Consider the following 12,660-nt stretch of genomic DNA (forward strand, 5'->3'; position numbering starts at 1 on the left):
CACGGATGCGGCCGGGCGGCGGCCCGGGCCGGGAGGCCGGCGGTTAGCATGCGGGGGGGCGGGCGCCTACCCTCGGCCGGCGCCCAGCCCTTTCAGGCCTTTTCCGCCTCCTGCCAGGACACCCGCCGGGCCTTGAAATTGGCATAGACCCGCTCCCCGGCCACGATCGGCTCGAATTCCGGCCCGGCCGGCGCCTCGCCCACCAGGGAGGCTGGGTCGATGCGGGTGTGGTAGGAGGGGTGGACGAAGAGCGGGATGGAATAGCGTTCCCGCCCACTGGTATTGACCACCTTGTGCAGCGCCGCCTGGTAGCGCCCATTGGTCCAGCGCCGCAGCAGCTTGCCTACGTTGATCACCATGGCGTCGCGGTTCGGCACAACCGGCAGCCAGTCGCCTGCCGGCCCCTGCACGAAAAGCCCGCCATTCATGTCCTGGATCAGCAGGGTGATCAGCCCCTCATCCGCATGGGCGCGCACGCCGATATCGGTGACCTCCGCCACCGCCTCCGCCGGTGGGTAATGCACCACGCGCATATTGGAATAGCTTTCGCGGGAGGCCTCGACGAAGAAGTCCTCCGCCACGCCCAGATGCAGCGCCACCGCGGCCAGGATGTCCTGGGACAGGGCGTACATGGCGGCATAGCAGCCCTCGATCCGCGCCCGGAAGCCGGGCATCTCCGGCCAGGGGGTCTCGGCATGGAAGGGCAGGTCCCGCAAGGCCGGGTCGGCCGGGCGGGTGAGGTGACCCACCGAGAAGGCCTCATGCCCACCCGGCTTCTGGCCGGGCAGGGCGCTGTCGAACATCGGGATATAGCCCCGGTTGTTGCGCCGGTCCTGCACCAGGCGCTTGAAGGCCTCGGGCCGGTCGAAGAAGGCCTCGGCCGCGGCGAAGGCGCCATCCAGCGCGGGCTGCGGCACGCCATGGCCGGTCAGCTGGATGAAGCCGTAGCGTTCGAAGGCCGCACCCAGCTGCTGCGCCACCGCGCCGCGCGCCGCCGCATCCCCGGTCCGGAAGGCCGCGAAGTCGAGGGTCGGGATCGCGTCCATGCCGCCCCCGCCTCAGGCCGTCAGGCGCCGCTCGGCGGCGGGCGGCAGATAGGCGTCGGTGTAGACATCCTCCGGCTTCAGCTTCGGCGTCATGCCATAGGCCTCCTCCACCGCCGCCAGGCCGAGCTGGAAGCGGGCGGGATCCACCGCCGAAAGCCCATGCGCGGTGACGTGGTCCGAGGCGATCTGTTCGCGGAAGGAGACCATCTGCCGCTCCGCCTCGATCGCCACATCGGTCAGCGGCTCCGCCGCCTTCAGCCCGGCGATGCAGGCGGCGGGGTCCGCATAGGCGGCCTGCAGCGACCGGATGCCGCCCTTCACCACCGCCCGCACCAGCTCCGGATTGCGGGCGGCATAGTCCTTCGTGGTCAACCAGCAGGTGCCGTAGAGCGGCAGGCCGTAGTCCCGGTACCAGAGGATGCGCTGCTGCGGCCAATCCATCCCCAGCGCCTTCAGCGACATGCCCGTGCTGGTGGCCGCCCCGGTGATGCCCTCCGCCCGGCCCTGCACCAGCATCGGCTCCCGCAGCTCCGGCCGCACCGTCAGCCAGTTCACCTTGCTCGCATCGAAGCCGGCGGCGCGGGCAAAGGCCGGAAAGATCTGGCGGCCGGCGTCGCTGTCCGGCGCCGCCAGGGTCTTGCCCTCGAAATCCTTGGGCGTCCGGATCGGGCCATCGGCGCGCACCGTGGCACAGAGCAGGCTGCGGTCGCCGAAGACGCCCACCACCACCAGCCCGGCATTCGGGTTCTCGGCGATGAACTTGATGACCGGGTTGATATCGGCCTGGGCGATTTCATAGGCACCACCCGCCACGTCGATCGGCACCCGGCCGGAGCCGAAGCCGCGATCGATCTGGATATCGATGCCGGCCTCGCGGAAGAAGCCGCGCTGGCGGCCATAGAGCATGAAGGCATTCGGGCCCTGGAAGGCCCAGTCCACCTGGTACTTCACGCGTGGCAGCGTCTGGCCGATGCCGATGCGGGGGGCGGCGAGCAGGCTGGCACCGGCCAGTCCGAGGGTGCGGCGGGAGAGGGTCATGCGCGGAAATCCCCTTGCACGGTCCGGTCTGCGCGACCGGCCGGTGCCCGGGGTCCAGCAAGAACGCGGCCACGCCTGGCCCCGCCCCTGGCGCCGACGCCGCCGCAAATTCGGGCAGCCGGGCCGCCCCACTGCCGCGCGCTTCAGCTTTCCTGCGGTGCCTTTCCCGCGCCCCGCGGCGGCAAGGTCGTCGTCGTGCCGCCATGCACCGAGGTCCAGCCGGACATGTCGATCACGAACATGCGCGGCGGCTCCACCAGCCGATGCCTCGCGCGTCGCCCCTCCAGCAGCCATTCCACATAGCCCGGCCGCGGAAAGCGCCGCCGCCGCGCCAATTGCCGCTGCACATCCACCATGGCGGTGGGCGGCGCCCAGACGATCTCCATGCCGCGATGGCGCAGCCGCCGATACACATGCAGATGCCCGCAGGCGATCACCTTCACCCCGCCCGCCGCGCAGGTATCGAGCAGCGCCGCCCGCGGCCCATGCGGGATGACGGAGGTGCTGAAACCCGCATCCGCCACATCGCCGTCGAAGGGCGGCATATGGACGAAGACCATCACCGGCCGCCCCTCCCGCCCGGCCAGCGCGCCCGCCAGGAATTCGGCCTGCTCGGCCTCCTCCGCCAGGCCGCTGCCCATCAGCGCGGTGTCCAGCCCCACCAGCCGCCACGCGCCCAGGTCCTGCAGCCACCAGCTCGGCCCCACATGCCGCCGCCAGGCCGCCAGCCGCGCCGCATTCACCGGCTGGTCGAGCCGCGAGAAGGCCGGCGCCTCCCCCACATCATGGTTCCCCGCGATCACCCGACAGGGCAGGCCCAGCCGCGCCAGCGCGGCGGCGCCGAAGGCCAAATCACCCTCCGCCACCGGCCCGTTGAAGGACAGGTCGCCGCCATGCACCAGCAAATCCGGCGGCGCCGCCGCCATCTCCGCCGCGAAGGCAGCCCAGTTGTCGGCGAAGAAATCATGCGTGGCGGAGAGATGCGTATCCGTCACATGCACCAGGCGGATGGGCGGCATGTGCAAAGCCTCGTCGTGAAGCCGCGCAGTCTCCGCGGCCCAGGCTGCGCGGCGATGACGGTTTCGCGTCAACCGCGCGACGTCATCGTCCCGTCGCCGAACCGTCGCCCGACCATCACCGAGTTTTGGCAGGTTCCGCCGCGCCGAACTTCCGGAGGACCCCGGCCATGATGCTTCCCCGCCGCAGCCTGCTCGCCACCGGCCTGGCCCTGCCTGCCCTGGTGCAGGCCCGCCCCGCCCCGGCCCAACAAGGCCCCTCCGCCACCCGCCCGCTGCTGACCATCGGCGTCGCCGAGGTGCCGCCCACGCTGGAGCCGGCACGCGAATTGTCGAACGTCGGCACCCGCGTCACCTACTCGATCTTCGACACGCTGATCCGCCGCGACTTCCTCGGCAGCCCCGATGGCGGCGGCGCCACGCTGAAGCCGCATCTCGCCACCAGCTGGGAACGCGAAAGCCCCTCCTCCCTCGTCCTGCAGCTCCGCCCCGGCGTGCGCTTCCACAACGGCGACCCGATGACGGCGGAGGACGTGGTCTATACCTTCACCTCCCAGCGCATGTTCGGCCCGGACGCGCTGATGAAGGAGGCCCGCTCCTACTTCGCAACCCTCGCCGGCGTCGAAGCCGTGGGCGAGAACGCCGTCCGCTTCACCACCCGCGTGCCGGACGTGCTGCTGGAACAGCGGCTGGCCAGCTGGTGCGGCTGGATCGTCAACAAGCGCGCCTATGAGGAGCTCGGCTTCGAAGGCTTCTCCCGCGCCCCCATCGGCACCGGGCCCTACAAGGTGCGCAGCCTGCAGGCCGACCAGCGCATCGTGCTCGACGCCTTCGACGACTATTGGATGGGCCGCCCCACCGCGCGCGGCGTGGTCTTCCGCCAGATCCCGGAACTCGCCGCCCGCGTCGCCGCCCTGCAGGCCGGCGACGTCGACCTCATCACCAATGTCCCGCCCGACCAGATCGGCGCACTCCGCCGCGCCGAAGGCATCGTGGTGCGCGACGTGGTGCTGGCCAATGCCCACGTCCTGACCTTCGACGAACGCGGCGCCGGCATGGGCGACAAGCGCATCCGCCAGGCGCTCGGCCTGGCCCTCGACCGCCAGCTGCTGGTGGACACGCTCTGGGACGGCAAGGCCGTGGTGCCGCCCGGCCACAACTACCCCGAATACGGCCCGATGTTCCTGGAAGGCCGCAGCCTGCGCCACGACCCCGCCGCGGCCCGCCGCCTGCTGCGCCAGGCCGGCTACAACGGCCAGGAAATCACCTACCGCACCATGCCGAACTACTACACCAACGCGCTGCGCGCCGCGCAGGTCGCGATCGAGATGTGGCGCGAGGTCGGCATCAACGCGAAACTCCAGGTGGTCGAGAACTTCGCCCAGATGCGCGCCGCCGGCCAGCAGATCGGCAACAACTCCAACTCCACCCGCCTGCCCGACCCACTCGGCGCCCTCTGGATCTCCTGGGGGCCCTCCAGCTACTTCCAGGTCAGCGGCGCCTTCCGCAGCACCGAAGCCTTCAACGCCGCCGGCCGCGCCCTGGAAGCCGAAACCAACCCCGCCCGCCGCAAAACCCTCTTCGAAGCCATGCTCAACGCCTTCGAAGACGAAGCCCCCGGCACCGTGCTCTACCAACCCGCCGAATTCTACGCGATGCGCCGCAACATCGACTGGCGCCCCTACACCTTCTACTTCATGGACCTCCGCCCCGATAACCTGCGCTTCACGTGACGGCGAAGCAGGCGCGGGGCTGAGCCGGGGCGGGCGCGCTGGCGATTGCAGGGGGACGCTGTCCCCCTGCAATCGCCAGCGCACCAGCCCCCCGGGCTCAGACCCCCACCCGTTCTGCCGTCCCGCGCAGGAAGCCGCCGAGGGCGCGGTGGAAGACGGGTTCGTCGAGCAGGAAGGCGTCGTGGCCTTTGTCGGTGGAGATTTCGATGAAGGAGGTGTTTGCGGCGGCGGCGTTCAGGGCGCGGACCAGGGCGCGGGATTCCTCGGTGGGGAAGAGCCAGTCGCTGCTGAAGGAGGCGACGAGGAATCGGGTGCTGGTGTTGCGGAAGGCGGAGGGCAGGTCGCCGCCGTGTTCGAGGGCCAGGTCGAAGTAGTCCATGGCGCGGGTGATGGTCAGGTAGCTGTTGGCGTCGAAGCGGTGGACGAAGGTGCTGCCCTGGTGGCGCAGGTAGCTTTCCACTTCGAAGACGTCTTCGAGGAAGGTGAGCGCCGAGGCGCCGCGCAGGCGGCGGCCGAATTTGCGTCCCAGGGCGGCTTCGGAGAGGTAGGTTATGTGCGCCACCATCCGGGCGACGGACAGGCCCTTGGCGGGGATGCGTCCGTCTTCCCAGTAGCGGCCGCCGAGCCAGTCCGGGTCGCCGTGGATGGCGGCGCGGCCGACCTCGTGGAAGGCGATGTTCTGGGCGGAGTGGTGCGTGGCGCAGGCGATGGGGGCGGCGGCGGCGACCATCTCGGGGTAGGTGGCGGCCCATTCCAGCACCTGCATGCCGCCCATGGATCCGCCGACCACGGCCAGCAGCCGGCTGATGCCGAGGTGGTCCACCAGCAGTTTCTGGGCGCGGACCATGTCGCGGATGGTGATGGAGGGGAAGTCGGTGCCGTAGGGGCGGCTGCCATCCGGCATGGGCTCGGCGGGGCCGGAGGAGCCCATGCAGCCGCCGAGCACATTGGCGCAGATGACGAAGAAGCGGTCGGTATCCACGGGCTTGCCGGGGCCGACCACGGCGTCCCACCAGCCCGGCTTGCCGGTGATGGGGTGGCGTTCGGCCACGTATTGGTCGCCGGTCAGGGCGTGGCAGACCAGCACGGCGTTGCTGCGCTGGGCGTTCAGCTTGCCGTAGGTGCGGTAGGCGACGGCGAGGGGGGCGATGACCGCGCCGGAATCGAGGGCCAGCCCCGCCGGGAAGATGGCGCGCTGGTGGTCGATCTGCGGTGTGCGGGCGAGGGCCTCGGTCATGCAATCCCGGGGATCTTGGACGGGGCCAGAAATAGGGCCGCGGACCCTGGGGGGCAACCGCTGACGGGACGATCCGCTTGCCGGCGGGGTGGCGCCGCCTTGGCGGGGGGCTGTGCTGCGTCTATGCAGGGCGCCTCTCTTCCAGCCGGATCAGCCCCCATGAGCGTCATGCCGCGCCCGTCCATCCTCTCGGTGGAGCCTTATGTCGGCGGTGAGTCGAAGGTGCCGGGGGTCAACCGCATCATCAAGCTCTCCTCCAATGAGGGGGCCTTCGGCCCGCCGCCGGGGGCGATAGCGGCCATCACCCATGCGGCGCGGGAGGCGCATCGCTACCCGGATGGCGGTGCGACGGCGCTGCGGGAGGCGATCGGCGCGCGTTTCGGGCTGGATCCGGCCCGGATCGTCTGCGGCAATGGCTCGGACGAGATCCTGACCCTGCTGATCCTGGCCTATGGCGGGGAGGGGACGGAGATCGTCATGTCCGCCCATGGCTTCCTGATGTACGACCTGGCCGGCCGCTGGGCCGGCTGCCGGGTCATCAAGGTGCCGGAGAAGGATCTGCGGGCCGATGTGGACGGCCTGCTGGCCGCGGTCGGGCCACGGACGAAGCTGCTGTTCCTGGCCAATCCGAACAACCCGACGGGCAGCATCCTGCCGCAGTCGGAACTGGTGCGGCTGCGGCGCGGCCTGCCGGGGGATGTGCTGCTGGTGCTGGATTCGGCCTATGCCGAATATGTCACGCTGCCGGATTACGACCCGGGCCAGGCGCTGGTGGATGCCGGCGACAACACCGTGATGACCCGCACCTTCTCCAAGATCTTCGGGCTCGGCGGGATGCGGCTGGGCTGGTGCTATGCGCCGCCTTCAGTGGTGGATGTGCTGGGGCGGGTGCGCGGGCCCTTCAATGTGAGCGGTGCCGCCATGGTGGCAGGCATCGCGGCGCTGGCGGAGCCGGGCTGGATCGAGGCCTCGGTCGCGCACAATACCGAATGGCGCGCCAAGGTGGCCGCGGCGCTGGAGGCGGCGGGGCTGAAGGTCTGGCCGAGCCAGGGCAATTTCCTCCTGGTCGATTTCGGGGCGGCGGAGCGGGCCCGCGCGGCGGATGCGCATCTGCGCGGGCGGGGGCTGATCGTGCGTGCCATGGTCTCCTACGGCCTGGGCGCCTGCCTGCGCATCACCATCGGCACGGCCGAGGAATGCCAGATGGTGATCGAGGCGCTGTCCGAATTCTGCCGAAATGGCTGAGCCCCTTTTCGACCGGCTCTGCCTGCTCGGCGTCGGGCTGATCGGCTCCTCCCTCGCGCGGGTGGCGCGGGTGCGGGGCGATATCGCCCGCACCGTGGTGGCCCATGCCAAGACGCCGGCGACGCTGGCGCGGGTGCGGGAACTGGGCATTGCCGATGTGGTGGAGGCCGATGCCGCGAAGGCGGTCGAGGGTGCCGATTGCGTGGTCTTCTGCGTGCCGGTCGGCGCGAATGCGGAGGTGATGGCCCAGGTCGCGCCGCATCTGAAGCCGGGCGCCATCGTCACCGATGTCGGCTCCACCAAGATGAGCGTTTTTCGCGACCTTGGCCCGCTGCTGCCGAAGGGGGTGCATCTGGTGCCGGCGCATCCGATGGCCGGCACCGAGTTCTCCGGCCCCGATGCCGGTTTTCCCGAGCTGTTCCAGGGCCGCTACGTCATCCTGACCCCGGGGCCGGAGGCCGATCCCGCGGCGGTGGAGGCGGTGCGGGAGCTGTGGAAACGCTGCGGCAGCATGATCGAGACCATGGACCCGGCGACGCATGACAAGGTGGTGGCCATCGTCAGCCACCTGCCGCATCTGCTGGCCTTCACCATCTGCTCCACCGCCGATGACCTGGCGGAGGAGACGAAGGAGCAGGTGCTGAAATTCGCCGCCTCCGGCTTCCGCGACTTCACCCGCATCGCCGCCAGCGACCCCACCATGTGGCGCGACGTCTTCCTGAACAACCGGGAGGCGCTGCTGGAGATGCTGGCCCGCTTCACCGAGGATGCGCATGCGCTGGGCCGCGCCGTGCGCTGGGGCGAGGCCGGCTTCATCGAGGACCGCATCCAGCGCGGCCGCAAGATCCGCAAGGGCCTGATCGAGCGCAAGCAGGCCTGAGCGATGGCGAAGTCCGCGCCCCCGAAGCCGAACCGCAGCACGCTGCTGGCGGTGGAGGATATGGAATTCCTGCTGCGCGACGAGATGCGCTCGGCGCGTTTCGGCATGGAATACCTGAAGGCGGAGCTGGCGCTGCGCGACTGGGGCGTGCGCTCCACCATCGTGGTCTTCGGCAGCGCCCGGGTGCCGAGCCCGGAGGAGGCGGAACGCGCGCTGGCCGCGGCCACGGGGCCGGAGGCACGCCGCCTGGCCCGGCAGCGGCTGGATTTTTCCGCCCATTACGACAAGGCCCGCGCCTTCGCCCGCATCGTCAGCCTGCGTGGCGGTGCGCTGGCGGAAAGCGGCGGGCCGCGGGACAATGTGATCGCCACCGGCGGCGGGCCGGGCATCATGGCGGCGGCCAATCGTGGCGCCGCGGATGTCGGCGCCCCCTCCATCGGCTTCAACATCACGCTGCCGCATGAGCAGGCGCCGAATGAATGGTCCACCCCGGCGCTGACCTTCCGCTTCCACTACTTCGCCATGCGCAAGATGCACCTGGCGATGCGGGCCAATGCGCTGGCGGTCTTCCCGGGCGGCTTCGGCACCTTCGATGAATTGTTCGAACTGCTGACGCTGGTGCAGTCGCGCAAGGCACGCCCCCTGCCCATCGTGCTCTTCGGCAGTGCCTATTGGAACGAGGTGGTGGATTTCCGCGCCATGGCCCGGCACGGCATGATCGATCCGGCGGATCTCGACCTGTTCGAGGTGGTGGACGAGCCGGAGGAGGGCTGGGCGGCGCTGGTCCGGCGCGGGCTGCAGGCCCATACGCCGCCGGCCGACCGCCCGGAGGTGAGTGCGGCGCCGAGGCGGCGGGTTCGACGCTGAGTTGGCCCCCACCCCGACCCTCTCCCGCTTCGCAGGGGAGGGAGGGGCCCGCGAAGCGGGAGGTTGGGGGCTGTCACCCCCTCCGCCGCAGCACCAGCACCCCCGCCACCCCCTGCAAGGCCAGCGTCGCCCAAAGCGCGGCCTCGGCGCCCGCCACCTCCCGCAGCAGGCCGAAGGCGGCCGGGGCGAAGGCATAGAGCGCCTGGTTGATCGCCTGCATCAGCGCCACCACCCGCCCGACCTCGGGTGCCGGGAACTCCGCCTGGACGATCAGCGGCGGCAGCGACAGCAGATTGCCCACCCCCAGCCCGAACAGGGCGCAGCCCGCCAGCAGCAGCGGCACGGATCCGCCGGCGGAGACCAGCGCCAGGCTGCCCGCCATCTGCACCGCGAAGGTGGCCGCCGCCGCCCAGCGCCGGCGCCGCCCCGCCGGCAGCACCCAGCCGGTGACCGTCCGGCCGAGCAGGGCGAAGACCGTGACCAGTGCCATGGCCAGCCCCGCCCCGCGGGGCCCCAGCGCCGGGACCAGCAGCGAGACCAGATGCGTCACCAGCCCCATCTGCGCGAAAAGCCCCAGCGCGAAGGCCAGCGACAGGCCGCGGAACAGCGGGTCCCGCAGCAGCGCCCCCCGGCTGCGCGCGGGCGCGGCCGGCGGCGCGGGCGGGGCCGGGCCCAGCCGGCCATCCGGTTGCTGGCCGTATGCCGCCGGGTCCCTGGCCAGCACCCGCCCGGCCAGCGGCCAGACCACCGCCAGCAGCAGCGCCGCCACCACCGCGGTGGCCGCCCCGAAACCGAAGCCCGCGATCAGCCAAGCCCAGAGCGGCACCATCAGGATGCCGCCCAGGCTCGCCCCGTTGAAGGCCATGGCGAGCGCCGCCGGCCGCCGCCGGTCGAACCAGGGGGAGAGCATGGCATTGATCGCCGCCCCGCTGGTCAGTGCCCAGCCCATGCCGGTCAGGGTGGCCGCGGCGAAGAGCAGGGCCGGAAGATGACCGAATCCCCATCCGAGCAGCCCGGCCGCCGAGGCCAGCGCCCCCGCCCGCGTCACCGCGGCGATGCCCCAGCGCCGGTGCCAGTCCGGCAGCCCCGCCACCAGCGCGGCCGCCACCAGGAAGTGCCAGGTGACCGCCGCCGAAAGCAGACCGAGCCGCCAGCCGCGGTTTTCCGCCAGCGTGGCAATGAAGATGCCCGGCCCGTAGAAGCCGATTCCCCAGGCGAAGATCGCCAGCAGGAAGGCGCCTGCCACCACGCGCCAGCCCTGGAACGATGCCTGCATCGGTTGATCCTGGCGCCTCGGGCCCCGCCCTGGAAGCCGTCTCGGCGCGTGACATGTGTTGCCGCAACGCAATACGCATGCTAAGGCGCCGCCGCCGCATAAAGGGGGCGGTCACATCTGCCCCCCGGACCCGCGTGCCGCACTTCACGCTCCGACCAGAGACAGGACCGGGATCCCCTTGGCCTCCGAAGCGACCACCGTAAGCTCGGCCTCCACCCAGGCCCCGAACCCCACCGGGCTGTCGGAGCGCTATGCGCTCGCGCTGCTCGGCATCGTCGACGACCTGCGCGCGACCGAACCGGGCGCGGCAGACCGCATCGCGGCCGATCTCGAGCGCGTGTTCGGGCTGTGGCAGGGGGATGCGGGCTTCCGCGCCTTCGTCGCCGATCCGCGCCTCGATGCCGCCGAACAGAAGCGCGCCATCTTCGCGGTGCTGGAGCGGGCCGGGATCGGCACCGAGGTCCGCAACCTGCTGGGCGTGATGATCGTCAACCGGCGCCTCGCCGCCCTGCCGGCGGTCGCCGCCAGCTTCGGCGCCCTGCTCTCCGCCCGCCGCGGCCAGCAGATCGCCACCGTCTCCACCGCCCATGGCCTGACCGACACGCAGCGCTCGCAGATCGTCGCGCGGCTGACGGAGGCCGGCTATTCCGGCGTGCAGCTGAAGGAAAACGTGGACCCGACCCTGCTGGGTGGCCTCGTCGTCCGCATCGGCTCGCGCCTCTATGACAATTCTCTCAAGTCCAAGCTGCAGCGCCTGCAGTACGCCATGAAGGGGGCCGCCTGATGGATATCCGTCCTGCCGAAATCTCGGAGATCCTGAAGGCTCAGATCTCCGGCTTCGACGCCGAAGCCAATGTCGCCGAGGTCGGCACCGTGCTGACCGTGGGCGACGGCATCGCCCGCGTCTTCGGCCTGCAGAACGTCATGGCCGGTGAGCTCGTCGAGTTCCCGGGCGCCGGCATCAAGGGCATGGCGCTGAACCTCGAGACCGACAATGTCGGCGTCGTGATCTTCGGCGACGACAAGGGCGTGAAGGAAGGCGACACCGTCTCCCGCACCGGCGAGATCGTGGACGTCGGCGTCGGCAAGGGTTTTCTCGGCCGCGTCGTCGACGCGCTGGGCAACCCGATCGACGGCAAGGGGCCGATCCAGATCGAGAAGCGCATGCGCGTCGAGGTCAAGGCGCCGGGCATCATTCCGCGCAAGTCCGTGCATGAGCCGATGCAGACCGGCATCAAGGCGATCGACGCCCTGATCCCGATCGGCCGCGGCCAGCGCGAGCTGATCATCGGCGACCGCCAGACCGGCAAGACCGCCGTCATCCTGGACACCATCATCAACCAGAAGGTGGCCAACGACGCCGCCGGCGCCGATGACAGCAAGAAGCTGTTCTGCATCTACGTCGCCATCGGCCAGAAGCGCTCCACCGTCGCCCAGCTGGTGAAGACGCTGGAAGAGAACGGCGCGATGGAGTACTCCATCGTCGTCGCCGCGACGGCCTCCGACCCGGCGCCGATGCAGTTCCTGGCGCCCTACACCGGCTGCACGCTGGGCGAGTATTTCCGCGACAATGCCATGCATGCGGTCATCTTCTACGATGACCTGTCGAAGCAGGCCGTCGCCTATCGCCAGATGTCGCTGCTGCTGCGCCGCCCGCCGGGCCGCGAGGCCTATCCGGGCGACGTCTTCTACCTGCATAGCCGCCTGCTCGAGCGTGCGGCCAAGATGAACGACGACTTCGGCGCCGGTTCGCTGACCGCGCTGCCGGTCATCGAGACGCAGGCCGGCGACGTCTCCGCCTATATCCCGACCAATGTGATCTCGATCACGGACGGGCAGATCTTCCTGGAGACGGAACTGTTCTTCAAGGGCATCCGCCCCGCCGTGAACGTCGGCCTCAGCGTCTCCCGCGTCGGCTCGGCCGCGCAGATCAAGGCGATGAAGCAGGTGGCCGGCAAGATCAAGCTGGACCTGGCGCAGTACCGCGAGATGGCGGCCTTCGCGCAGTTCGCCTCCGACCTCGATGCCACGACCCAGGCCCTGCTGGCCCGCGGCGCGCGGCTGACGGAGCTGCTGAAGCAGCCGCAGTACAAGCCGGTTCCGGTCGAGGAGCAGGTGGTGGCGATCTTCGCCGGCACCCGCGGCTACCTGGACAAGGTCCCGCTGAACAAGGTCGGCGAGTTCGAGCGGCAGCTGCTGTCCGGCCTGAAGGCGCAGTCCCCGGAAATCCTGGCCTCGATCCGCACGGACCGCGAGATCAAGAAGGAGACCGAGTCCAAGCTGATCGCCTTCCTCGACAGCTTCGCCAAGTCCTTCGGCTGA

At 70.5% G+C, this 12,660-nt stretch carries 11 protein-coding genes; 6 read left to right on the forward strand and 5 right to left on the reverse strand.

What is annotated here, in order from left to right:
* Positions 1-92: 92 nt before the first annotated feature.
* From ACTIF1_RS05880 to ACTIF1_RS05890, 3 genes are all read right to left on the reverse strand, one after another.
* On the reverse strand, positions 93-1,046 hold the full coding sequence (locus tag ACTIF1_RS05880) for an isopenicillin N synthase family dioxygenase (RefSeq protein WP_439595453.1): 954 nt from the start codon (positions 1,044-1,046) through the stop codon (positions 93-95).
* Between the two features lie 12 nt (positions 1,047-1,058).
* A complete protein-coding gene (locus ACTIF1_RS05885) occupies positions 1,059-2,084 on the reverse strand; it encodes an ABC transporter substrate-binding protein (protein ID WP_439595454.1) in 1,026 nt (341 codons plus the stop codon).
* Between the two features lie 143 nt (positions 2,085-2,227).
* Positions 2,228-3,103 (reverse strand): metallophosphoesterase family protein, encoded by an 876-nt coding sequence (locus ACTIF1_RS05890; RefSeq protein WP_439595455.1) that lies wholly within the window; start codon positions 3,101-3,103, stop codon positions 2,228-2,230.
* A gap of 167 nt (positions 3,104-3,270) precedes the next feature.
* Between ACTIF1_RS05890 and ACTIF1_RS05895 the strand changes: the two genes are divergently transcribed.
* Complete coding sequence (locus ACTIF1_RS05895; RefSeq protein ID WP_439595456.1) at positions 3,271-4,833, forward strand: ABC transporter substrate-binding protein; 1,563 nt, start codon at positions 3,271-3,273, stop codon at positions 4,831-4,833.
* A 97-nt stretch (positions 4,834-4,930) separates the two neighbouring features.
* Here the strand turns inward: ACTIF1_RS05895 and metX are convergent, their stop codons facing one another.
* The gene (gene metX, locus ACTIF1_RS05900; RefSeq protein ID WP_439595457.1) at positions 4,931-6,070 is read right to left on the reverse strand and encodes a homoserine O-acetyltransferase MetX; all 1,140 of its coding nucleotides are present in this window, start codon (positions 6,068-6,070) and stop codon (positions 4,931-4,933) included.
* 159 nt (positions 6,071-6,229) lie between these two features.
* On the opposite strand from metX, the gene hisC reads away from it, so the two are divergent.
* From hisC to ACTIF1_RS05915, 3 genes are read left to right on the forward strand one after another with little or no spacing between them, the layout of a single operon-like run.
* Positions 6,230-7,315 carry a histidinol-phosphate transaminase gene (gene hisC, locus ACTIF1_RS05905; protein ID WP_439595458.1) on the forward strand — a complete coding sequence of 362 codons (1,086 nt, stop codon included), beginning with the start codon at positions 6,230-6,232 and terminating at the stop codon, positions 7,313-7,315.
* Positions 7,308-8,195, forward strand: coding sequence for a prephenate/arogenate dehydrogenase family protein (locus ACTIF1_RS05910; RefSeq protein ID WP_439595459.1), 888 nt, complete (start codon positions 7,308-7,310; stop codon positions 8,193-8,195). The genes hisC and ACTIF1_RS05910 overlap by 8 nt, the downstream gene beginning before the upstream one ends.
* 3 nt (positions 8,196-8,198) lie before the next feature.
* Entirely contained in the window at positions 8,199-9,062 is an 864-nt protein-coding gene (locus tag ACTIF1_RS05915) for an LOG family protein (RefSeq protein ID WP_439595460.1), read from the forward strand.
* A 73-nt stretch (positions 9,063-9,135) separates the two neighbouring features.
* Here ACTIF1_RS05915 and ACTIF1_RS05920 read toward each other — a convergent pair whose 3' ends face one another.
* Positions 9,136-10,338, reverse strand: coding sequence for an MFS transporter (locus ACTIF1_RS05920; protein WP_439595461.1), 1,203 nt, complete (start codon positions 10,336-10,338; stop codon positions 9,136-9,138).
* Between the two features lie 178 nt (positions 10,339-10,516).
* Here ACTIF1_RS05920 and atpH point away from each other — a divergent pair, with 178 nt between their 5' ends.
* On the forward strand, positions 10,517-11,122 hold the full coding sequence (gene atpH / locus ACTIF1_RS05925) for an ATP synthase F1 subunit delta (RefSeq protein ID WP_439595462.1): 606 nt from the start codon (positions 10,517-10,519) through the stop codon (positions 11,120-11,122).
* The gene (gene atpA / locus ACTIF1_RS05930) at positions 11,122-12,660 is read left to right on the forward strand and encodes a F0F1 ATP synthase subunit alpha (RefSeq protein ID WP_439595463.1); all 1,539 of its coding nucleotides are present in this window, start codon (positions 11,122-11,124) and stop codon (positions 12,658-12,660) included. The genes atpH and atpA overlap by 1 nt, the downstream gene beginning before the upstream one ends.

The organism is Falsiroseomonas sp. (genome assembly GCF_051860665.1).
Taxonomy (GTDB): Bacteria; Pseudomonadota; Alphaproteobacteria; order Acetobacterales; family Acetobacteraceae; genus Falsiroseomonas.